Source organism: Paenarthrobacter nitroguajacolicus, assembly GCF_029952445.1.
Classification (GTDB): Bacteria; Actinomycetota; Actinomycetes; order Actinomycetales; family Micrococcaceae; genus Arthrobacter; species Arthrobacter nitroguajacolicus_B.
This window is the reverse complement of sequence record NZ_JAQPPK010000017.1, coordinates 53719-75996: the sequence shown is the minus strand read 5'-3', so window position 1 is coordinate 75996 and position 22278 is coordinate 53719. Positions and strand designations below refer to the sequence as shown.

21 protein-coding genes are annotated in these 22278 nt (G+C 63.2%); 9 read left to right on the top strand and 12 right to left on the bottom strand.

Going from position 1 to position 22278, the window contains the following annotated elements:
- Window positions 1-38 precede the first annotated feature (38 nt).
- The 3 genes from PJL15_RS13905 to PJL15_RS13895 are packed head-to-tail and all read left to right on the top strand — an operon-like array spanning window position 39 to window position 3902.
- Complete coding sequence (locus PJL15_RS13905; protein ID WP_281451734.1) at window positions 39-1085, top strand: homoserine dehydrogenase; 1047 nt, start codon at window positions 39-41, stop codon at window positions 1083-1085.
- A complete protein-coding gene (locus PJL15_RS13900; RefSeq protein ID WP_281451733.1) occupies window positions 1078-2493 on the top strand; it encodes an aldehyde dehydrogenase family protein in 1416 nt (471 codons plus the stop codon). Before PJL15_RS13905 ends, PJL15_RS13900 begins: the two co-directional genes overlap by 8 nt.
- 8 nt (window positions 2494-2501) lie before the next feature.
- The gene (locus tag PJL15_RS13895; RefSeq protein ID WP_281451732.1) at window positions 2502-3902 is read left to right on the top strand and encodes an aspartate ammonia-lyase; all 1401 of its coding nucleotides are present in this window, start codon (window positions 2502-2504) and stop codon (window positions 3900-3902) included.
- On the opposite strand, the gene PJL15_RS13890 is transcribed toward PJL15_RS13895, so the two are convergent.
- From PJL15_RS13890 to PJL15_RS13875, 4 genes are all read right to left on the bottom strand, one after another.
- A complete protein-coding gene (locus tag PJL15_RS13890) occupies window positions 3877-4332 on the bottom strand; it encodes an Lrp/AsnC family transcriptional regulator (RefSeq protein ID WP_281451731.1) in 456 nt (151 codons plus the stop codon). The two genes, PJL15_RS13895 and PJL15_RS13890, sit on opposite strands and share 26 nt — an antisense overlap.
- Before the next feature lie 143 nt (window positions 4333-4475).
- Window positions 4476-5318, bottom strand: a complete 843-nt coding sequence (locus PJL15_RS13885) for a pyruvate, water dikinase regulatory protein (RefSeq protein WP_281451730.1) — start codon at window positions 5316-5318, stop codon at window positions 4476-4478.
- Complete coding sequence (gene ppsA, locus PJL15_RS13880; RefSeq protein WP_281451729.1) at window positions 5319-7718, bottom strand: phosphoenolpyruvate synthase; 2400 nt, start codon at window positions 7716-7718, stop codon at window positions 5319-5321.
- Window positions 7719-7884: 166 nt separating this feature from the next.
- On the bottom strand, window positions 7885-8220 hold the full coding sequence (locus tag PJL15_RS13875) for a DUF1801 domain-containing protein (RefSeq protein WP_281451728.1): 336 nt from the start codon (window positions 8218-8220) through the stop codon (window positions 7885-7887).
- A 123-nt stretch (window positions 8221-8343) separates the two neighbouring features.
- Here PJL15_RS13875 and PJL15_RS13870 point away from each other — a divergent pair, with 123 nt between their 5' ends.
- The gene (locus tag PJL15_RS13870; protein WP_281451727.1) at window positions 8344-9093 is read left to right on the top strand and encodes a dienelactone hydrolase family protein; all 750 of its coding nucleotides are present in this window, start codon (window positions 8344-8346) and stop codon (window positions 9091-9093) included.
- Between the two features lie 5 nt (window positions 9094-9098).
- On the top strand, window positions 9099-9728 hold the full coding sequence (locus PJL15_RS13865) for a nucleoside/nucleotide kinase family protein (protein WP_281451726.1): 630 nt from the start codon (window positions 9099-9101) through the stop codon (window positions 9726-9728).
- Between the two features lie 6 nt (window positions 9729-9734).
- Here PJL15_RS13865 and PJL15_RS13860 read toward each other — a convergent pair whose 3' ends face one another.
- From PJL15_RS13860 to PJL15_RS13850, 3 genes are all read right to left on the bottom strand, one after another.
- The gene (locus PJL15_RS13860) at window positions 9735-10775 is read right to left on the bottom strand and encodes an AAA family ATPase (RefSeq protein ID WP_281451725.1); all 1041 of its coding nucleotides are present in this window, start codon (window positions 10773-10775) and stop codon (window positions 9735-9737) included.
- 48 nt (window positions 10776-10823) lie between these two features.
- The gene (locus PJL15_RS13855) at window positions 10824-11249 is read right to left on the bottom strand and encodes a hypothetical protein (RefSeq protein WP_281451724.1); all 426 of its coding nucleotides are present in this window, start codon (window positions 11247-11249) and stop codon (window positions 10824-10826) included.
- 117 nt (window positions 11250-11366) lie between these two features.
- Entirely contained in the window at window positions 11367-12047 is a 681-nt protein-coding gene (locus PJL15_RS13850; RefSeq protein WP_281451766.1) for a TetR/AcrR family transcriptional regulator, read from the bottom strand.
- A 93-nt stretch (window positions 12048-12140) separates the two neighbouring features.
- Here PJL15_RS13850 and PJL15_RS13845 point away from each other — a divergent pair, with 93 nt between their 5' ends.
- Genes PJL15_RS13845 through PJL15_RS13830 form a run of 4 tightly spaced genes read left to right on the top strand, consistent with a single transcriptional unit; the run spans window position 12141 to window position 17051 of the window.
- The gene (locus tag PJL15_RS13845) at window positions 12141-12641 is read left to right on the top strand and encodes a 2Fe-2S iron-sulfur cluster-binding protein (protein WP_281451723.1); all 501 of its coding nucleotides are present in this window, start codon (window positions 12141-12143) and stop codon (window positions 12639-12641) included.
- The gene (locus PJL15_RS13840) at window positions 12638-13627 is read left to right on the top strand and encodes an FAD binding domain-containing protein (protein ID WP_281451722.1); all 990 of its coding nucleotides are present in this window, start codon (window positions 12638-12640) and stop codon (window positions 13625-13627) included. The genes PJL15_RS13845 and PJL15_RS13840 overlap by 4 nt, the downstream gene beginning before the upstream one ends.
- Window positions 13624-15885: a xanthine dehydrogenase family protein molybdopterin-binding subunit gene (locus PJL15_RS13835; RefSeq protein ID WP_281451721.1), complete on the top strand. Its 2262-nt coding sequence runs from the start codon at window positions 13624-13626 to the stop codon at window positions 15883-15885. Before PJL15_RS13840 ends, PJL15_RS13835 begins: the two co-directional genes overlap by 4 nt.
- 26 nt (window positions 15886-15911) lie before the next feature.
- Entirely contained in the window at window positions 15912-17051 is a 1140-nt protein-coding gene (locus PJL15_RS13830; RefSeq protein WP_281451720.1) for an XdhC family protein, read from the top strand.
- Here the strand turns inward: PJL15_RS13830 and PJL15_RS13825 are convergent.
- From PJL15_RS13825 to iolG, 5 genes are read right to left on the bottom strand one after another with little or no spacing between them, the layout of a single operon-like run.
- Entirely contained in the window at window positions 17048-18541 is a 1494-nt protein-coding gene (locus PJL15_RS13825) for a CoA-acylating methylmalonate-semialdehyde dehydrogenase (protein WP_281451719.1), read from the bottom strand. The genes PJL15_RS13830 and PJL15_RS13825 overlap by 4 nt on opposite strands.
- Window positions 18541-19566: a Gfo/Idh/MocA family protein gene (locus PJL15_RS13820; protein ID WP_281451718.1), complete on the bottom strand. Its 1026-nt coding sequence runs from the start codon at window positions 19564-19566 to the stop codon at window positions 18541-18543. Before PJL15_RS13820 ends, PJL15_RS13825 begins: the two co-directional genes overlap by 1 nt.
- Window positions 19563-20450, bottom strand: coding sequence for a sugar phosphate isomerase/epimerase family protein (locus PJL15_RS13815; protein ID WP_281451717.1), 888 nt, complete (start codon window positions 20448-20450; stop codon window positions 19563-19565). The genes PJL15_RS13820 and PJL15_RS13815 overlap by 4 nt, the downstream gene beginning before the upstream one ends.
- Window positions 20447-21232 carry an SDR family oxidoreductase gene (locus PJL15_RS13810; RefSeq protein WP_281451765.1) on the bottom strand — a complete coding sequence of 262 codons (786 nt, stop codon included), beginning with the start codon at window positions 21230-21232 and terminating at the stop codon, window positions 20447-20449. Before PJL15_RS13810 ends, PJL15_RS13815 begins: the two co-directional genes overlap by 4 nt.
- Window positions 21229-22251 carry an inositol 2-dehydrogenase gene (iolG, locus tag PJL15_RS13805; protein ID WP_281451716.1) on the bottom strand — a complete coding sequence of 341 codons (1023 nt, stop codon included), beginning with the start codon at window positions 22249-22251 and terminating at the stop codon, window positions 21229-21231. The genes PJL15_RS13810 and iolG overlap by 4 nt, the downstream gene beginning before the upstream one ends.
- Window positions 22252-22278: the final 27 nt, after the last annotated feature.

Here is a 22278-nt window from a genome sequence, read left to right as displayed (position 1 = left end):
GCTTGAAGGACAACAACCAGCCCCACCAAGGAGCCCACATGACGACATACAACCTGGCCCTGATCGGCTTCGGCGGAGTGAACCGCGCCCTCGCCGAACTTATCCGCGACGAACCCCGGCGCTTCGCTGACCTCGGCTTCGAACTCCGTGTCGTGGCCATCACGGACCTCGCCTTTGGCTCACTCGTCCAGGGAGAGGGAATCGACCTTGCAGCTGTGCTTGCCATGCCCCGTGGCTCCTCTTTCGAGGGATTGCCGGGCGGAAGCACCGAGGCCCGCAACGAAGATGTCATCAAGAACAGCCCGGCTGACATCGTCGTCGAAGCCACCTTCACCAGCCCCATCGACGGAGAACCTGCAGTCTCGCACGTTCGGTGGGCCCTGGAGTCAGGAAAGCATGTGGTGACCACCAACAAGGGCCCGGTGGCTTTGAAGGGCCAGGAGTTGAGTACCATCGCCGCAAGCAACGGCGTTCGATTCGAGTACGAGGGCGCCGTTATGAGCGGTACACCCGTGATCCGCCTGGCCCACAAGGTGCTCGGCGGCCTGGAGCTGAGAGCAGTGCAAGGAATCCTCAACGGAACCAGCAACTACGTTCTTGGCAGGATGGAAGCGGGCCTCGGTCTTGAGCAGGCCATCGCAGAAGCCCAGGAGCTCGGGTATGCGGAGGCCGATCCGACCGCGGACATCGGTGGCTCGGACGTGCGCTTGAAGGTCGCGATCCTGGCCAACGAACTGCTGGGCGCAGGCATCCATCCCAACGATGTCGAAACCACCGGGATCCAGGACATCACCAGCCAGGACGTCGCCGACGCCCTGGCCCGTGGTTGCCGGTGGAAGCTGATCGGCGAGGCCCGCCGCGACGCCGACGGAACCGTCACCGCCGTCGTACAGCCCGTTGCCCTGCCGGCCGGGCACCCGCTCGCCGGAATCTCCGGCGCCACCAACGCCGTCTCTTTCACCACCGACCTCCTCGGCGCCGTCACCGTGTCCGGCCCCGGTGCTGGCCGCGTGGAGACCGCCTACGCCCTCATCTCGGACATTATCGCCGTCGACGAATTCGCCAAGGGAGCCGTTCGTGCCTGAAACAGCAATCGCAGCGCCCCCTGTGGCGACAGCCACCGGCTCCCTGGTGGTCCACAACAAGTACGACGGCGGCATCCTGGCAACGTTGTCGCAGTGCACTGAGGCGGAGGTTGGGCTTGAAATCATCCGTGCCGCCGCTGCGGCACCGGCTGCCGCGGCCATGCCCCGCCACGAACGTGGCCGGATCCTGGACGCAGCCGCCGACCTGCTTCAGCAGCGTACCCAACAAGTTGCCGAACTGATAGTTTTAGAGGCCGGCAAGACCATCAGGCAGGCGCGCAAGGAAGTCTCGCGCGCCGTCAACACCCTCAAACTCTCGGCCGCGGAGACACGCCGGAACGTCGGCGAAGTGGTCCCGTTCGACTCTTTCGCCGGTTCGGAAAACCGCCAGGGCTGGTTCACCCGAGAACCCCTTGGCCTGATCGCAGCCATCACCCCCTACAACGATGCTTTGAACCTGGTGGCGCACAAACTCGGGCCCGCGATAGCCGGCGGCAACACCGTCATCCTCAAGCCCTCCCAACTGACACCGTTGACGGCCATCCTCCTGGTGGATCTGCTGCGCGAAGCAGGACTGCCCGCGGACTTCGCCACAGTGGTCCTCGGAGACCGGTCCGTTGCGCAGGCGATCATCTCCTCCAAGCTGGTCCGGATGGTCTCGTTCACGGGTGGGTTCGCCACTGGACGGGCCATTGCCGCGAACGCCGGTCTCAAGCGGTTGTCGATGGAACTTGGCGGCAATGCCCCGGTCATCGTGTTCGAGGACGCCGACATCCCGGCCGCCGTCGAGGCCTGTGTGTCCGGTTCCTTCTGGGCGGCAGGGCAGAACTGCATCGGCGCCCAGCGGATCCTGGTCCACCGGGCAGTCTTCGATACCTTCGTCGGAGACTTCGTCACCCAAACGGCCGCTCTGAAAACAGGCGACCCGCGCCTGGAACAGACCGACGTCGGGCCGATGATCAGTGCTGCCTCGGCCGCTGAGGCGAAGCGCAAGATTGATGACGCCGTTGCCGCGGGGGCGCGGCTGCTCACCGGCGGCACCGTCCACGGGTCGGTCCTGGCCCCGGCCGTGCTGACCAACGTGCCCCGTAACTGCGAGGCGTGGAGCGAAGAGCTGTTCGCCCCGGTTGTCCTGATCGAGCCTTTCGACTCCGACGTCGAAGCCATCGGGCTGGCCAACGACAGCGAGTACGCACTTCAGGCCGGAGTCTTCACCAAGGACCTAAACCGCGCCTTGAAAACGGCGAAGGCGATCGACGCCGGTGGGGTGATGATCAACGATTCCTCCGATTATCGCCATGATGCCATGCCGTTCGGCGGCTCCAAATACGGCAGCATGGGGCGCGAGGGAGTCCACTTCGCCTATGAGGAAATGACCCAGCCCAAAGTCATCGCGATCACCTCATGAGCAATGGGGTGAGAATCGAAAAGGACAGCCTCGGGACATTGGCGGTTCCCAACTCCGCCCTGTGGGGTATCCACACTGAACGGGCCCTCCTGAACTTCCCGATCAGTGGTATCCAATTGGGAACCCACCGGCACTTGGTCCGTGCTCTCGCCTGCGTCAAGAAGGCTGCGGCGCTGACCAACTCCCGACTCGGACTGATCCCGGCAGATATCGGCCAGGCCATAGCCTCAGCCTGCGACACAGTGGCTTCCGGAGGCGTAGACCATGCCTTCCCCATCGACGTCGTGCAGGGAGGGGCCGGGACCTCTACGAACATGAACGCCAATGAAGTGATCGCCAACCTGGCGCTGGAATTGCTCGGCCATGCCCGGGGAAGCTACGAAGTGGTCGACCCGATCGGACACGTCAACAAATGCCAGTCCACCAACGATGTCTACCCGACGGCAGTGCGATTGGCCTTGGTGTTCGCCGTCGAGGAACTCCTGGACCGTCTGGGACTCTTGTCGGCTTCCTTCGCCGAACGCGGACAGGCTTTCGCGGACATCCCGAAGGTCGGGCGGACCCAATTGCAGGATGCCGTGCCCATGACTCTGGGGCAGGAGTTCACCGCCTTCTCCGTCACTTTGGACGAGGACCACCGCCGCCTTGGCGAAGCAGCCGGCCTCCTGAAGGAATGCAGCCTGGGCGCCACAGCCATCGGAACCGGCATTACCGCGGATCCTCTGTATGTAAAGCGTGTCATCGACACACTCTCGGATGTCACCGGGGTCCGGTTGGTTCGTGCCCGGGACTTCATCGAAGCGACGTGGGATACCGGGGCGTTCATGACGTTTTCCGGCACGCTCAAGAGGACCGCCATAAAACTGTCCAAGATCTGCAGCGACCTGCGCCTGCTCTCCAGCGGACCCCAGACGGGACTCGCGGAGATCCGCCTGCCCCCGCGTCAGGCAGGTTCTTCCATCATGCCCGGCAAGGTCAACCCGGTGATCCCCGAAGTCATTAACCAGATCGCGTTCTTCGTCGCCGGCGCCGATCTGACGGTCACCATGGCCGCCGACAACGGACAGCTTCAGCTGAACGCGTTCGAGCCGGCCATCGCCCATGCCTTGCTCCAGTCAGTCTCCTGGTTGACCAACGGTTGCGATGTCCTCAGGGAGCTGTGCGTCACGGGTGTCGAGGCCAACGAGGCATTGCTGCGTTCGCGCGCACGGGCCTCCACCGGTCAAGCGACGGCGCTGCTGCCCTTCGTTGGATACACGGTGGCGGCCGGGCTGGCGCATCGGGCCCTGGTCTCCGGACGGAGCGTCCTGGAGATCGCTGTCAACGAAGGACTGCTCCTTCCTGCGGAGGCCGAGGCACTGATGGGGCCAACTTCCCGCATGTTCAGCGGGGAGCCTGCCTGTCAATGACGGTCGAGAGGGACAAGGCAGTGGTGATGTCGCGGACACCCGGAAACTCGGAAACCTCACGCCAAATCTCCTGGATCCTGGCGGCGTCCGGAGCTTCGACCCTCACCACCAAGTCGAGCTCGCCACTGACGACATCGCACGTGGTGATTTCCGGGATGGAACGCAGCCCTGCAATGACATCGCTGCCCCGCATTCTGTCCTGCCGCTGGACCAGGAGAACCGCGTTGACTGTCGGAGCGCCCTCTCCAGCGGACTCCTTGATGGTGTAGCCGTTGATGTAGCCATCACGTTCCATCCGCTCGATCCGCTGCCGCACCGCATTACGGGACAGGAGCACCTTCTCGCCCAACTGCGCCAGGCTGATGCGGGCGTTGCGCCGGAGTTCGGCAAGAATCTGCGCATCGATCCCATCACGTGGACTTTTGGGCACGGGTGCTCCTGACTCAAGGTTCTGCATGTAGCTGGGGGTACTGCGACGGGCATCAGCACCGACGGCGGATAACAACATATCCCATCCGGACAGTCACGGCCTCGAACGCCGGATTCGGGATGCCGCGCCCCAGCATCCCGCGGTCAGTGATGCAGTTGCATGCGTTGGAGCACGGTAGCGGATATCTCTTCCACGGACATGGAGGCGGAGTTCACGTAGGGGATGTTGTTGGCCCGGTACATGTCCTCGGCGTTCCGCAGTTCAAAGCTGCATTGGTTCAGTGAGGCGTAGTTGCTGCCGGGCCGGCGTTCCTGGCGGATCTGGCTCAGCCGGACGGGCTGCGAGGTAAGCCCGAAGCACTTGCTGGCGAAGGGCAGCAGTGGTTTCGGCAGTGCCATGTTGTCGAAGTCTTCTTCGACCAGGGGGAAGTTGGCAGCGAGGATGCCGTGCTGCAGGGCCAGGTACATGGTGGTGGGAGTCTTACCGCAACGTGACGGCGCGATCAGGATCAGTTCCGCCCGTTCGAGCGCACGGAGGGATTGGCCGTCGTCGTGTTCAATGGCATATTCGACGGCGGCCATCCGGGATTGGTAGCGGACAGCGTCGCCCACACCGTGGGCCTGGCCCGGTTTGCCGTTGGCCGGCGCGCCGAGCGTCTGTTCGAGTTGCCCGATGTGGGTGCCGAACAGATCGAAGAACTGCCCCCGGCTTTCGGACAGGATGGCACGGATGTCCTGTCCCACAGCAGTCGAGAAGATGAGTGGAACGGGCCCTGTGGCCGCCACAGCATCGATGAGGGCAACCACTTCGCGTGCTTGTTCGATGGTGGTGATGAAGGGGATGGTCCGCCGTTCCAGCCGCTGGCCCGGAAACTGGGTCAGCAGGGTATTGCCGAGGGTTTCGGCGGTGATCCCGGTGCTGTCGGAAAGAAAGAACACCGTGGGGGCAGGCGCGGAACCCGCCCCCACGGCTTGGTTATCTGCCATTTAGACCGGGGTGCTGGTGGTGCGCGCCAACCGCAACCAGGTCTCGGTCACTGCGTCCGGGTTCAGCGAGATCGAGCTGATACCTTGGCCCAGCAGCCACTCGGCAAAGTCAGGGTGGTCGCTGGGGCCTTGGCCGCAGATTCCCACGTAGCGTCCCTTGGCCCGGCACGCAGAGATCGCCATCTCCAACAGCTTGGTGACGGCGGGGTTCCGTTCGTCGAAGCCCTCGGCCACCAAGGCGGAGTCGCGGTCAAGGCCCAGGGTGAGCTGGGTGAGGTCGTTGGATCCGATGGAGAACCCATCGAAGTACTCCAGGAACTCATCTGCCAGAAGCGCGTTGGCCGGCAGTTCGCACATCATCACGATCTCCAGCCCGTTCTCTCCCCGTCGCAGGCCATTCTCGGCGAGCAGGTCGATCACGCCGCTGGCCTCGTCCAGGGTCCGCACGAACGGAACCATGAGCTTGATGTTGGTCAGGCCCATGTCGTTACGCACGTACTTCAAGGCTTCGCATTCGAGTTCAAACGCCTGTCGGAAGGATGCAGAGAGATAACGGGACGCGCCCCGGTACCCGATCATCGGGTTCTCTTCCTCCGGTTCGAACGCCGGACCACCGAGCAGGTTGGCGTACTCGTTGGACTTGAAGTCCGAGAGCCGGATGATCACCGGCTCGGGAGCAAATGCCGCGGCGATGGTCGAGATGCCCTCGGCCAAGCGCCTGACGTAGTAGTCGCGTGGACCATCGTAGGCAGCGGTTTTCTCCTGGATTTGCCGGACGGTGTAGTCATCCAGGGTTGCAGGCCGCTCGATCTCACCGGCCACTGCCAACAAGGCGTTGGGGTGGACACCGATCTGCCGGTTGATGATGAACTCGAGGCGGGCCAGGCCCACGCCGTGATGAGGGAGCTTGGCAAAGCTGAACGCTTGCTCGGGGGTCCCGACGTTCATCATGATCTTGACCGGAGCTTCGGGCATGGTCTCCAGGCTGGTCTCCTGCAGCGTGTACTCCAGCAGCCCTTCGTAGACGAGCCCGGCTTCGCCCTCGGCGCAGGATACCGTCACGGGGACGCCGTCCTTGAGGATCTGGGAGGCGTATCCGGTTCCGACGACGGCGGGAATGCCCAGTTCGCGGGCGATGATCGCGGCGTGGCAGGTGCGTCCACCACGGTCGGTGACAATCGCGGCGGCCTTCTTCATGATCGGTTCCCAGTCAGGGTCCGTCATGTTGGCCACCAGCACATCGCCCTCCTGGAAGGAGGCCATCTGGTCAATCGAGGACAGCACCCGGACTTGACCGGCGCCGATACGCTGGCCGATGGCCCGCCCCTCTACCAGCACTGCGGAACGCTCGGTGAGGGTGTAGCGGGAGGTGACTCCGGCTGCCTTACGGGACTCCACGGTTTCGGGCCGGGCCTGCAGGATGTAAAGCCCGCCATCCACGCCGTCCTTGCCCCACTCGATGTCCATCGGCCGTCCGTAGTGTGCCTCGATCGCCACCGCGTGGCGGGCAAGCTGCTCCACCTCTGCATCAGTAATGCTGAAGCGGCTCCGCGAATCCTGCGGCACCGGCACGAAGTCAACAGTCCGGCCAACCTCCTCCGAATCCGTGTACACCATCTGCACGGCTTTCTCCCCCAAGCCACGCTTGAGGACCGCCGGACGGCCCGCCGCCAAAGCGGGCTTGTAGACGTAGAACTCGTCAGGGTTCACAGCCCCCTGAACCACAGCTTCGCCGAGCCCATACGATGACGTGATGAACACGGCATCGGTGAAGCCGGTCTCGGTGTCCATGGTGAACATCACCCCGGATGCGCCGACGTCGGAACGCACCATCCGCTGCACACCTGCCGAAAGCGCGACTTCCGAATGAGTGAATCCGTGGTGCACGCGGTAGGCGATCGCGCGGTCGTTATACAGCGACGCGAAGACATCCTTGATCGCGTGCAGTATGTTCTCAATGCCGCTGATGTTCAGGAACGTCTCCTGCTGTCCGGCAAAGGAGGCATCCGGCAGGTCCTCAGCCGTGGCGCTGGAACGAACCGCCCACGAGACATCCCCGCCATGCTCCTGGGTCAGGCGCTCATACGCCACCCGGATGTCCTCTTCGAAACCGGCAGGAAACGGTGTGGCACGGATCAGGTCCCGGATCTGGCCGCCGACGCTGGCCAACGCGGCCACGTCGCCGCTGTCCAGGCCTTCCAGGATGCTTTCAATCCGGGCATCAAGGCCCGACTCCGCCAAGAAGCGCCGGTAAGCGTCCGCCGTCGTCGCAAATCCGCCCGGAACCTTAACCCCGGCTGAGGCGAGATTCCGAACCATTTCCCCGAGCGATGCGTTTTTGCCGCCAACCTGGTCAAGGTCCGACAATCCAAGCTCAGAAAACCAAAGAACGTTAGTCATAAAATGTGTCCTCCATTGGGCACGCTCTGACAAGCGCTGAAAATACTAGGTCTTGCAAGGATCAGGGGCACAAGTGCTGGATGCAAACAAATGTGACCCGTTCAACAAAATGCCGGGGTAACTGGAGGTCACCTTGAATTGACTTGACGGGACCCTGCTCCGGGTGTCACCGGACCTTTTCAACGAGGCTGCGGATCCTGGCCTCCGTTGCGGCGTCCAGGGCTGTAATTGTCCAGGCAACCGGATGCATGGTGGCGCCGTCCTCGTACGCGGGGTTGACTACCTCGCCAAAGCCGAAAGCGATGAAGTCCTTGTCCGGCTTGATGTAGCAAACGTCTTTGCCGTCCTTGACATAGAACGGGAGTCCCCAGCGGACGATCGGCTCCAGGGAGGGTGCGCTCTCCCTGATAATCCGATGCAGTCCCTCAGCGATATCGCGGTATTTCGCCGGGGCTTCGGCGAGTTTTGCCAGAACAGCTGCGTCACCTTTCTTAGTGAACATCTCTCTCAGGACTCCTTCACTTGGTGGTTGGGCGGCGGCCGCTGAACCGGAGACACCGCAGGTGCAGACTTGTACTGAAAGGATAACCTTGGGGCGGAATACACCGTTCGATACTGTTGGCAGATGCTCATCGAAATTCCTGCCGCCGAAGGCACAGCCGAGGCCCTGGTTGCCCGCCCATCCACCGGGAAGGGTGACTTTCCCGGAGTTATCTTCTACATGGACGCCTTTGGGGTGCGTCCCCGCATCGAAGACATGGCCCAACGCATCGCCGACTGGGGCTACGTGGTGCTGGTCCCGAACGTCTTCTACCGCGAGGGGTCGGTGGCCGAACTCGCCCCGACCGGGGACATGACCACCCCCGAAGGCAGGGAAGCTGCGGGCAAGGTTGCTTTTCCGCGGGTTGGTCGCCTGACGTCAGCCAAGGCGTCGCCTGACATCCAAGCGTGGGTCTCCGCGATCGCCGGGTTGGATGGTGTGGCACCTGGCCCCATCGGGACCACGGGCTACTGCATGGGCGCCCGGTTGGCGGTCCGTACCGCCACTGCGCATCAGGAAGTGGTAGTCGCGTGCGGTGGCTTCCACGGCGGCGGCCTGGCAACTGATGCCCCGGACAGTCCGCACCTTGGCCTGGGCCACGCACGTGCACGGTTCGTCTTTGGACACGCAGACCATGATCCCAGCATGGCCCCGGAGGCCGTCGCGCGGCTCGGGCTCGCCCTGGATGAAGCCGGGCTTGAAGCATCCAACACCATTTACGCCGGCGCACCGCATGGCTACTCCATGGCAGACACGTCCGCTTACCATCACGAGGCCACCGAGCGGCACTTCCAGGAACTGCGGGCATTGTTCGACCAAACGCTCAAGAGCTGAATGCCTTGCAGCCTGTCTATTCTGACGACATAGCTGAACTGGCGGTGCGCCTGCACAGTTCCGCCTCCGGCGAGCGCCGGATAATCGGACTTGTTGGCCCTCCAGGGGCCGGAAAGTCCACACTCGCCCAACGACTTGGCCGGCAGCTTGGCCAAGGGAGCGCCGTTGTTCCCATGGACGGTTTCCACCTCGCCAACTCCATCATCGACGGAACCCCGCTCAGGGATCGGAAAGGCGCCATCGATACCTTCGATATCGGCGGGTACCTTGCCCTCCTCAAGCGACTCCGCGACAACAACGAAGACGTCGTGTATGCACCCGCTTATCGACGGGGCCTGGAGGAGCCGATCGCGGCGTCCATAGCCATCCCAAGGTCGGCCGGATTCATCATCACCGAAGGCAACTACTTGCTGGCAGACGTGGGGCCATGGGGCCGGGTCCGCCGTTACTTGGACGAGGTCTGGTTTGTTGAGCTGCCACCGAAGACCCGGATGTCGCGCCTGATCCAGCGGCACATCGACGCCGGTATGGAGCCAGGTGCAGCGGAGGCGTGGGCAAAGGGACCCGACGAAGTTAATGCCCGCTATATCGAATCAACCAGGAATTCCGCAGACGCCATTATCAGGTGCCGGTAGGCTTGGTCAGGCCAACCAACGCCACCAGCGCGGTGGCGCCTGCGTCGGCGCAGGATTCGGCTCCGGTTCCGGCTCCTCACCCAACGCCAGCGCGGCCTCAACGATGTCTTCGCCGGTGAGCGTCATGACGGCCTCACGATCAAGCGCGTCAAGGCTTTGTTCCCCATCCAGGGAGAGCCGAAGCGCCTGACGGTTGAGTGACTGCTCGAACAATGTACGCGCGAATCGTGCATTGCCGGAGTCTTCCCCTGCATGAAGCCCAGTGAAAATCCGCCGCAGCATCTGGTCCGCGCCCGGCTCGAGCATGTACTCATGCTGGGCCAACATCTGGTGGAAGATCGTATCGAGCTCCTCCACGGAGTAGTCCGGAAACGTAATCTCACGTGCAAAACGGGATCGCAATCCAGGGTTCGAGAGCAGGAAGGCTTCCATCAGCCTTGGGTAGCCGGCCACGATCACCACCAAACGGTGCCGGTGGTCCTCCATCCGTTTGAGCAGAACCTCGATAGCCTCGGGACCAAAGTCCACCCGGCCCTCTTCAGGAGCCAGTGCGTAGGCCTCATCAATGAAAAGGACACCGTCCAAGGCCCGCCGGATGACCCGGTCCGTCTTGATGGCTGTCGCCCCCACATACTGGCCTACCAGGCCCGAACGATCCACTTCCACCAGATGGCCCTTCTGCAGGAGGCCAACCGCCCTGTACATCTCGGCCAGCAGCCGCGCCACCGTGGTTTTGCCCGTGCCCGGGTTTCCGAGGAACACCAGATGTTGGGATGTGGCTACTTCCGGAAGGCCGTGCGCCTTCCGGCGGGCCTGGACCTGCAGGAGCGCGACGAGTGCACGGACCTGCTCCTTCACGGTCTCCAGTCCCACCAGCGCGTCGAGTTCGGCCTGGACCTCGGACAAGGGCCGCGCCGGACCGGGCCTGGCACCGATGAGATCGCCTACGAGGTCGTCCACCCGCTCCGAACCGGGCAACTTGAGCTGATTGGCCAGATGACCGATGGTTTCACGCAGGTCATCAAGCGGATTGCGGCTGGCAGCCATGCATTAACTGTAAACCTCGGCCCCTCCGTGGGGGATGGCTGTCTGAAGTCAGCTTGGGAGTTCCAACTGAAAACCGCACTGGCACCGCAGAACCTTGGTTCCGACGTTGACCGCCATCGCATCATCGCCAGGCTCTTCAGTGGACAGGGGCGCGTAGATGCTCTTGACGTTGGAGCCCGAGAGGGACATCGGCTCCCCGCAATGGAAGTACTCCCCAGCGAAACGAAGCAATCCCTCCAACGAACGCACGCTGTTCAGCACAGCCGCTACATCGCGGAATCGGGCAGCGTGGAGATAGTTCCCCTGGCACTTTCTGCAGACGTATCCAACCTGCACCTGAAGTTCGCCGGGATGCGGTGGAAGCGATTCGATGGATTCGATGGCAATGTTTTCGCTGGATCCGCAATGCAGGCAGCCAAGTGGCCGCATGTCCTGCGTCAGTCGTGGAAGGCGTGGGCCACCAATTCCTTGCATGTCGTCTCCTTTTCGTCCCTACTTACAAGGACACCACTACTAAGGCTACTTAGCAATACCGCTGACATTCCCGTCATCGATGAACGGGACCCTCCGGCTAAGCCGGCGCACACCCAGTTAAACCGCGGGGTCACCTGGAAGCTTTTGCCCACGAAGGCCAGGTAGCCCAGCAGCGAGGGCCATGAGCATCCGGGTTAGGGTGGGCTGCAGCGCCGGGCGGGTGGCGGCAAGTTCCGGCTCCTGGGAGTAAACCTGAGCGAGGACAGCTGGCGGGTTGGCAGCCCGATAGAGCAGGCCCGCCATGCCGGCTGCGACTCCCACGAGCTCCGCGCCTTCGCTCGGAGTGAGTTCGGTGGCGTCCGCTATCGCGGCACCGATCGTCGCAAAGTGGTGGTGCATAGCATGCTTGAATGTGCTGGCGGCCGCAGCGGAAATGTTGAGTTCGAGGCTGGTGGGCAGGTGGCTCAGGAGGTCGCAGAACAACGGACGCTCTGTGATTGTGGAGGCAAAGGCACTTAAAGCCGCTTCGGCGCCTGAGGCCTTCTGCAGTCGCGCTGTCAGTGTCCGGCCGCACTGCTCCCACTCTTCGGCCAGTAACTCAAGATAGATCTCTTCGCGGGTGGCGTAGTAGCGGGAGATGTTCGATTTCGCCAGGCCTACGGCTTCCGCGACGGCGCCCAGGCTGACGTTCCGTACGCCGGAGGCACGCGCGAGATCACTTGCGGCTTTGAGGATCGCCTCGCGTCGCTGCTGTTTTTGCTCCGGGCGTCTGGCGCGGAGGAAGGCCGGCGATGTCATATCCACATCAGGGTACGACAAGGGCGATAAAAGAACACCATTCCCTTGTTAGGAGAATGGCGTCCTGTTAGCTTGTCTTGTGGGAGGCATCACATGACAGAAATCCAGATCAAGCTCAACGGCTCTGTCGAGCGGATCGATGTGGACCCGTGGGTCAGCCTGTTGGACCTGTTGCGGGAAACACTGAAAATTACTGGCCCAAAGAAGGGCTGCGACCAAGGGGCGTGCGGTGCCTGCACGGTGCTCGCTGACGGGCGCCGGATCAATGCCTGCCTGGCCTTGGCCGTCGCATACGACGGTAGTGAGATCACCACCATCGAAGGCGTCAGCCATCCAATCCAGGAGGCCTTCATCCACCGCGACGGTTTTCAATGCGGCTACTGCACGCCCGGGCAGATCTGCTCCGCCCTTGGAATGCTTGGCGAATACCAGGCCGGGATGCCCAGTGCGGTGACAGAGGCAGGGGAAGTCCCAGCCGGCAAACCGAGCCCGGAAGAGATCAGGGAGCGGATGAGCGGGAACCTCTGCCGGTGTGGGGCGTACAACGGAATCATTATGGCGATTCAGGATGTCGCAGGGACGGAGAACCGGTGAAACCGTTCACCTATCTCAAGCCGCACGATATCGAGGCTGCGATCCCCGCGGGCACTCCGCCTGGAACCAAGTACCTCGGGGGCGGAACGAACTTGGTCGACCTCATGCGCGAGGGTATCGAGCAGCCCGACCACCTGGTTGACATTACCGGCCTCCACTTGGACGGCATCGAAGAGCTGCCGGATGGCTCGCTGCGGATCGGGGCAGCGGTGCGGAACAGCACACTCGCGGCCCACCCCAAGGTTCGCAAGGGCTACCGTGTGTTGTCGGAGGCATTGTTGTCCGGAGCCTCCGGGCAGCTGCGCAACATGGCAACCGTGGGCGGCAACCTGCTCCAGAGGACCCGGTGTCCCTACTTCTATAGCGACGCCGCCGCATGCAACAAACGACAACCCGGAAGTGGCTGTGACGCCCTCGACGGGTTCAACCGCAGTTGCGCGGTCCTCGGCGTCAGTGATAGCTGCATCGCCGCGCACCCTTCGGATATGTGCGTCGCCCTGTCCGCCCTTGACGCTGTAGTCCATGTGCAAGGTCCTGGCGGGACCCGTGAGATCCCCCTTACCGAATTGCATCGGCTTCCGGGAGATACCCCCAACATCGAAAACACGCTGGAAGCGGGCGAACTTGTCACTGCCGTCGTGCTCCCCCCACCGCTGTCTGCCCGTTCGACTTATCGCAAGGTCCGCGACCGTGCATCTTATGCCTTCGCACTGGCCTCAGTTGCCGCGGCGTTGGAGATTGAAGATGACAAGGTGACCCGGATCAGGCTTGCACTGGGCGGCGTGGGCACCAAGCCATGGCGGGCCTACGAGGCTGAACGGCTACTGCTTGGCGGACCGGCTGACGAACAGGCCTACCGTCGCGCTGCGGAGGCGGAACTCGCGGCAGCAACGGTGCGAGCCGGAAACGCCTTCAAAGTCACGCTCGCAGAAGCCACCATCGTTGCCGTGCTGCGGGATTTGAGTAAGGCAGGAGCGGGCTCATGACACAGGACTCCCCTGCCGGCGGAACCAATGGAAAGTATGTTGGACGCCCGATTGCCCGCATCGATGGTCCGGCGAAGACCTCCGGACAAGCCCGGTTTGCTGCCGAGTACTCCTACCCGGATCTGGCCTACGCGGCCTTGGTCTACTCCACGATCGCGCGCGGCAGGATCCTGTCCATGGAGACAGCTGCCGCAAAGGCGGTGGATGGCGTGGTGGCTGTGCTGACGCACGAAAACGCGCCACCCATGAAGCCGGCCGGCAAGCTGAGCCCCTTCGATGTCAGCTCCATCGCGATCAGCACCTCCGTGAACTACCTCGCCACCGACGAGGTGCACTGGAACGGGCAGCCAATCGCCGTCGTGGTCGCCGAGACGCACGAAGCGGCACAGTACGCTGCGTCGCTCGTCACAGCCACGTACCAACATTGGCACGCGAAGGTGGATTTCGCCTCCGAGGTGCCCAACGCCATCCCGGATAAAGGGATCCCGTTCATGACGGGTAAGGCCGACAAAGGCGACGCAATGGCCGCACTTGCCACGTCACCGTTCACAGTGGACCTCGAATTCAGCACCCCGCAGTACAACCACAACGCCCTGGAGCCGCACGCGACCACGGCGGTCTGGGACGGCGACAAGTTGACAGTGCACGAGGGTACCCAGAGCCTCACCGGAGTGCAGGGGCAATTGGCGAAACGGTTCGGGATTCCCAAGGACAACGTTCGGGTTTTGTCCCCGTTCGTTGGAGGGGGGTTCGGCGGCAAGGCGAGGCCATGGGCAGGGACCCTGTTGGCGGTGTTGGCTGCACGCGCTACAGGACGTCCCGTCCGGCTTACGCTCACGCGGGAAGGTGTTTACCACACCGTTGGTGGACGGACGGCCAGCACCCAGCGGGTTGCGCTGGGGGCTGGAACAGACGGACAGTTGGCGTCGATCGTGCACACAAGCGTGTCAAGAACCGGGTACGTCGGAGGTATGCCCGAACGGATCACCGAAGTTTCGCACGAGACGTATGCGGCGCCCAACATCTACTTGCAGCAGAGCAGCATGAAGCTGGACCTGGTGAGCAATACGTTCATGCGGGCTCCAGGGGAAGCAATCGGCAGCTTTGGTCTTGAGTCGGCGATCGATGAGCTCGCGTGGGACATGGGAATGGACCCAATACAGCTGCGGATGGCCAACGAACCCGACCGCGGGCCTGTCAGCGGGAAAGTGTTCGCCCACCGTCACCTCCGTGAGGCGTACGCCGTGGGTGCCGAGCGCTTCGGCTGGGATCAGCGGGAACTCCGCGCCGGCGCGATGCGCGACGGCCGTTGGCTCGTGGGTATGGGGGTGGCCACGGCACACCACACGGCCATGCAACTGACCTCGAGCGTCACCGTTCGCCTCAATGCGGACGGGACGGTAGTGGTTCGGTGCGCCATGCAGGAGATGGGCATGGGCGCGCCAACTGTCCAAACCCAGATCGTGGCCGACGAACTCGGCGTTCCCCTGGAAGCGGTCCGGGTGGAGTATGGCGACACCGACCTGCCCTGGGGAGCTCCGGCATTTGGCTCCGTTCAAACCGCCAGTGTCACTGCTGCTGTGCTGGCCGCCTGCACCAAGCTCAAGCAGTCCGTGCTCACCCTGGCGCGCAAACAGCCAGCCTCACCCTTCAAAGGAAGGAAGCTTCCCGAGCTGGATACTCGTGACGCCGGACTGTTCTTCGGCACCCGCGGTCAAAGCTACGTCGAGATTCTGAACGCCGCCGGCCGTAATCATGTCGAAGTCGCCTACAAGCCAAACATGCCGGCCTTCCTCGCCCGGACCGTGCGCGACGTAGGCTGGCGGCCGAAAGCGGCCACCGGCGCCCAGTTCTGCGAGGTCCGGGTCGATGCCGACACCGGCGAGGTACGGGTGTCGCGCTGGTTGGGCGTGTTCGACGTCGGCACTGTCATCAATGCCCGCACGGCCGAAAGTCAGCTCCGCGGCGGAATCATCATGGGCATCGGCATGGCCCTGACGGAGCGCACCCTCATCGACCACCGTTCGGGCAGGATCATCAACCCCAGCCTGTCCGAGTACCACATACCCGTCCACGCCGACGTGCCACACATCGACGTGCAGTACCTGAACAAACCAGAACCAAACTCACCACTCGGGCTTCTTGGACTAGGTGAAATCGGAATCACCGGAGTACCCGCGGCCATTGCCAATGCGGTTCGCCACGCAACAGGAAAACGGGTCCTCGATCTACCGATCACCCTGGACAAAGTTCTATGAACGCCGAGCACCGTAGGTAGGTACACATGCTGGAGCTGGCCGAACGACTCCTACCCATCCTTCGCAGCGGAGCGAAGGTCGCGGCGGTTTCGGTTTCCCGCGTCCTTCACAGCGCTCCGCACGGGGTAGGTGCCACTATGGCAGTCACGGAGAACGGGGTCATCGTCGGATCGATCTCGGGTGGCTGCGTTGAGGGCGACTCTGTGATACTGGGCATGTCCGTGCTCGGGGACGGAGTAGCCCAGGGTGCCCGGTTCGGCTTCGACGACGCCGCCGCCCATTCGGCCGGACTTGCCTGCGGCGGATCCATCGAGGTCATCGCGTACCGGGTGGGCGCTGAACACGTGGCACTGCTGGAGCGTGCCGCACGTGGGGAGCCGATCACTATCGGCGTAGTTGCCTCCGGTCCTGAACGCGGGACGATCATTGCGGAGCCAGCGGTATACGCACCCGCTGCGGCGGCCCGCCGGGCAAACTTGCTGGCGCTCGCGGCCTATACGGCGTCAACAGAACCCCGTGATCTCCTTCTCTTGTCACGGGCTCCGCGGCCGAGACTCATCATCCTCGGCGCAGGCGAACATGGCGCGGCGCTGTGCAGGCTCGCAACCGCGGCTGGTTACGCCGTCACGGTCTGCGACCCGTGGGCGCCTTTGGCGACTGCCTCAAGATTTCCCGACGCCGATCGGCTCGTCACTGCCTTCCCGGATCAGTACCTGTCCTCGCTGGGAGAGGAAGACATCGATGCGAGGACCGCGATCTGCGTCCTGACCCACGACGAGCGACTGGACATACCCGCGCTACGGGTCGCGCTGGGAATGCCAGTTGGCTTCGTCGGCGCGATGGGAGCACGCTCCACGGTCGCCCGCCGGGCAAGTCTCTTGATGGCCGAGGCAGTCTCCGAGGCTGATCTGGGCCGGCTCCACTCCCCTCTCGGGCTCGATCTGGGAGGATCCACACCTGAGGAGACAGCGATTTCCATCCTCGCGGAAATCACGGCCGCCCGGCACGGCGGTACCGGACTGCCACTGACTGGAAGTTCAAAACCAATGCACCGGTCTTTGGATGGCGGCACTGCCGCCGGCCCATCCATCCAGTCATGCTCAGTGCCGCGGGAAGGTGACGATCCCCGGCTGGGGATCGCCACTTCCCCGGGCTCTCCCCGTTAGTTTGACGGGAAGTTGTACGAGGCTCCCGAGGCGTGGTTGGTTTCGGGCCAGCGGGACGTCACCACCTTGCCGCGGGTGTAGAAGGAGACACCTTCCGGGCCATAGATGTGCTTGTCGCCGAACAGCGAAGCCTTCCAGCCGCCAAAGGAGTAGTAGGCCACCGGCACAGGCAAGGGAACGTTGATGCCGATCATTCCCACGTCCACGGATCGCTGGAACTTCCGCGCCGCTGCGCCCGAGGAAGTGAAGATGGCGGTTCCGTTGCCGTAGGGGTTGGCGTTGATGAGCTTGATGCCCGCGTCCAGGTCTTCCACTCGGACCACCACCAGAACGGGTCCGAAGATCTCCTCCTGGTAGGCGCTCATTTCGGTCTTGACGTGGTCAATGACGGTGGGCCCCACCCAGAAACCTTTCTCATGGCCAGGGACCACGAGGTCACGGCCGTCCACGACCATGGCTGCGCCGGCTTGTTCGGCTTCGGTGACTGTCCTGACAATGAAATCGCGGGATTCCGGGCTGATCACCGGACCCATGTCAGCGTCAGCTTCTGTTCCGTTCTTGACCTTGACGTCCAAGGCACGTTCTTCGACCTTCTTGACCAACAGGTCAGCGGCTTCGCCGACGGCAACGGCAACGGAGATTGCCATGCAACGCTGTCCCGCGGAACCGAACGCGGCGGCGGCCAAGTGGTCAGCCGCGTTGTCGAGATCGGCGTCGGGCATGATGATGGCGTGGTTCTTGGCGCCGCCCAAAGCCTGGACGCGCTTGCCATGGGCGGTAGCAACTTCAGTGATGTGCTTGGCCACCGGGGTGGAGCCAACGAAGGAGATTGCGTCGACGTCCGGGTGGGTCAGCAGCCCGGACACTACTTCGCGGTCACCGTGCACAACCTGGAAAACGCCGTCGGGAAGGCCTGCGTCCTTCCACAGTTTGGCCAGCAGCATGGCCGCCGAGGGCACGCGGTGCGAGGGCTTGAGGATGAACGCGTTGCCGGTGGCGATCGCCATGGGGGCCATCCACAGCGGGACCATCACCGGGAAGTTGAACGGGGTGATGCCGGCGACAACGCCCACGGGCTCCCGGAAGGAGAAGACATCGATGCCGGTGGAGACCTGGTCCGAGTACTCTCCCTTGAGCAGCTGTGGGATGCCGCAAGCGAACTCGATCACTTCAAGGCCGCGGCCGATCTCGCCCTTGGCGTCGTTGAGGACCTTGCCGTGTTCAGAGGTGATCAGCTGGGCGAGTTCTTCGACGTGGGTGGCCACGAGCTCACGGAACTTGAAGAGCACGGCAGTGCGCTTGGCCAGCGAAATGTCGCCCCAGGACTCTGCTGCCTTCTTGGCTGCAGCCACCGTGGCGTTGAGATCGGCGGCGTTGGCCAGTCGCAGCTCGGCGGTGACCGCTCCGGTGGCGGGATTGTAGATGGGCTTGGTGTCGGTTCCGCTGCCGGCTGCCTCGGTGCCGCTGATGAAGTGGTTGATGATGGTCATTACTGCTCCTGAAGTAGGTGGTGCTCCGCGGTGTGAACGGGGTTGACTGCGCGGGGCAGGCCGGTGGCAAGTGATTCCTGGAGGGCCAGGCGGACGGCAAGGTTCTGTTCGGTCAGATCCCGGTGAATAAGCTCAGGGCCTGAGTTACGAACCCATGCACTGAACCGTTCAATTTCGGTCTTGAACTGGTCTTCGCCGATGTCGAATGACTCGGTTCGCCCGTCACGCAATGAAACCGTGACGCGTGCTATCTCCCCCGGGTCGGGGTCGAAGGCCTTGTCCAGGGTGATTTGGCCTTCGGTTCCGATCACCTGGAAGGTGTGGGTGCGCTGGCCCTCGAAGCCGCAGTCCAATGTCCCCACCACGTCGCCGTAGTCCAGGATGGCTGCGACTGTGGTTTCCACCGGGTCGGTTCGGCTTGTGCCTTTCCCGTAGACGGACTCCGGGGCGCGGCCCATGACCATGTTCATGATGTCGACGGCGTAACAGCCGACGTCGTTCAGGGCACCGCCGTCCATACCCGGCTGAAGTCGTACCTCACCGTTGGATCGGTCCATGGGGAAGTGGAAACGGGCGTGCAGGGAGACAAGTTCGCCGATCCTGCCGGAATCGATGAACTCCCTGACCTTCTGGTGCTGCGGATGGAAGCGGTACATGAACGCCTCCATCAGGTTCACCCCGTTGCGTTCGCACGCTTCGACCACCCTTCGGTAGTCGTGCGTGGTGGCGACCAAGGGCTTCTCGCAGAGGATGTCTTTCCCGGCTTCTGCGGCGGCAACAATCCAGTCGGCATGCAGTGAGTTCGGGAACGGAAGGTACACCGCTTCGATGTTTGGATCTGCCAGGAGTTCCTCGTGGGAACCGTAGGCAGCAGGGATGCCGAAGTGCTCGGCAACTTCAGCGGCCTTGCCGTTGGGGCTGCTGATGGCTGACGCCACAGCGTTCCGGGCCCTCTCCATTGATGGCAGAAAGCGTCCCTGGGCGATCCTTGCTGTGGTCAGCACGCCCCAGCGGACCGCGCTCATCTACCGATCTCCGCATCGAGTTGGCGCAGGAAGGCAACAGACTGCCGGACGTCCCGGACCGGGCCTTCGTCGCTCGGTTCCGTTTCGAGGATGGTGTCCTGTTCCATGGTGAACCAGCCTGGGTAGCCCGCGTCCAGCAGCTCCCGCACGATCCCGGCAATGCCCACATCTCCTTGACCGAGAGGAACGTACATTCCAGCTTTGACGGCGTCGGTGTAGGAGATGTCGCCGGCCTGGACGCGCAGGGCGACTGCTTTTCGCACGTCCTTGAGATGGGTGTGTCCGATGCGGGCGGCGTAGTCGCGGACCAGCACCGCAGGGTCGGTGCCACCGATCAGCAAGTGACCGGTGTCCAGGCAAAGGTTGGCGGCGGTGTCGTTCAGGACGCGGTCAACATCGGAGGTGGTCTCGATCATGGTGCCCACGTGGGGGTGGACAACTGCCTGGATGCCTTTGTCCGCTGCTGCCTTGACCACAGCGTCGAGGTTCCGACCGAACAGGTCCCAGCCTTCGGCGTCGAGCTCGTGACGCTGGTCATAACCGGCAACGCCGGTTTCAGCGGCAAGGACCATGATGCTGGCTCCGGCCGCTTCGTAGGCGTCCAGCTCGGGGGCCACAGCATCGAAGGGGTTCTTGGACGGGTCGTGGAGGACGACGGGGAAGAACCCGCCGATGGCCTGCAGATGGTGTTGCTTCAGGACTTCAGCGCGCTGGGCTGCTTGTTCGGGCAGGAATCCGGCCGGGCCGAATTCGGTGGCGCTGATGCCAAGGGCGGTCATTTCGGACAAGACTTTGCCTGCGTCCAGTTGGTGGCCCCATCCGGGGACTTCACAGACTCCCCAGGAAATGGGTGCTGCGGCGAGGCGGCTGGTAATGATGCTCAATCTGATCCTCCAAGTACGTTTTGGTCCCAGTCGATGACCGAGCCGGTGACGACTCCGCTCCTGTCGGAGAGGAGAAAGACAATGAATTCTGCGATCTCGTCCACTTGGCCGAGCTTTCCCATAGGGACGGAGGCGTTGGCCTTCTCGAGCCAGTCATCCCCTGCGCCGTGGAACTTCTTTTGCGTCTCGGCTTCGCCGTCGGTGGCGGTCCAGCCGATGTCCAGGCCGTTGATGCGGATCCTGTCCCAACGGTGGGCGTGGGCCGCGTTCCGGGTCACGCCCGCCAGTCCCGCCTTCGCTGCCACATAAGGCGCCAGGTATGGTTGGCCGCCGAGCTCAGCAATGGAAATGACGTTGAGGATGCTGCCGGGCACTCCCCTACTGCGCAGATGCTTGATGGTCTCGGACATGATGAAGAACGGCGACTTCAGGTTCACCGCAATGTGGGCGTCAAACAGCTCCGGGGTGGTGTCCAGCATGGTGCCGCGGGTGGTCAGGCCGGCCGCGTTGACCGCGCAGTCCAGTTGGCCAAACTCCGCGATGGTTTCCAGGACAGAGTTGCGGGCCTGTTCCACGTCGGCGAGGTCCGTTTTGATGAAGCGGGTTTCCACTCCGGCAGCTGAGATCGCGGCGGCAAGCTCTTCACCGGCACCGGCGTTCCGTCCGGTGATGGCGATGCCGGCGGCTCCTTCAGCAGCTGCGCGCCTGGCTACACCGGCGCCCAGCCCCTGGGTGCCTCCACTGATGAGGACCACTTTGTCTTTGAGGAGAGCCACCACTATGCCTGCCCGATCTTGACAACACGACCCGACCGCGCTGATTCTTCGGCGGCGTTCGCCAGCAGGAGAGCCTGGAGGCCGTCGTCGAATCCCGGGCTGCAGGCAGTGCCGGCCCGGACGGCCTTGGCGAAGCTGTCCAGCTCGCTGCGGTAGGCGTCGGCGTAGCGCTCCAGGAAGAAGTTCAGGTACGGGTCGGCTTCCTCGGCACCGGCAGCGGTGAACTTCCGCACGCTGGTGGGAGTCAGGTTTCCTGCTGTGAGCATGCCTTCGCTGCCGAACGCTTCAAGGCGCTGGTCATGGCCGAAAGCGCTGTGCCGGGAGTTGATGATGGTGATCTGCTCTCCGTTGCGGCCCCGCAACGTGATCACAACGGAGTCGAAGTCACCGGCTTCCTCGATGTAGTCGCAGAACAGGTTGGAACCGGTCGCAGACACTTCGATGATTTCGGGGACGAAGAACCGGGCCATGTCCAGGTCATGGATGCTTTGATCGCGGAAGATGCCACCCGAGCTTGCAATGTAGGCCGCCGGCGCGGGAGCAGGGTCGCGGCTGATGATGGTCAGCTGTTCCAGTTTGCCGATCTCCCCTGCCGCCACCCGCGCCTGAACGGCAGAGAAGTTCGGGTCGAAACGGCGGTTGAAGCCGAGCATGAGCGGCGTTTCGTTGCCGCGCAGGCTGTCCCGGCAAGCCAGGACACGCTCGACGTCAAGATCGATGGGTTTCTCGCAGAGCGCAGCCACGCCCTGCGCGGCTGCACGGGAGATCAGCTCCACGTGGGTGCTGGTGGGTGAACCGATGATCACGGCATCCAGGCCCTCGATGCCGAATACTTCGTCTGCGGTGGAGACAGCCACCGCGCCCGTTCCCGCGGCGAGGGCACGTGCACCGTCGATGAACGGATCCGCGATGGCGACCAGTTCCAGCTCTGGATTGGCCAGGATGTTGCGTGCATGGACATGGCCAATGCGGCCGGAACCGAACAGCGCTACTTTAAGGGGCTTACCGGGACGGTCAGCGGACATGGGAGGGGGTCCTTTCCAGAATGTTGC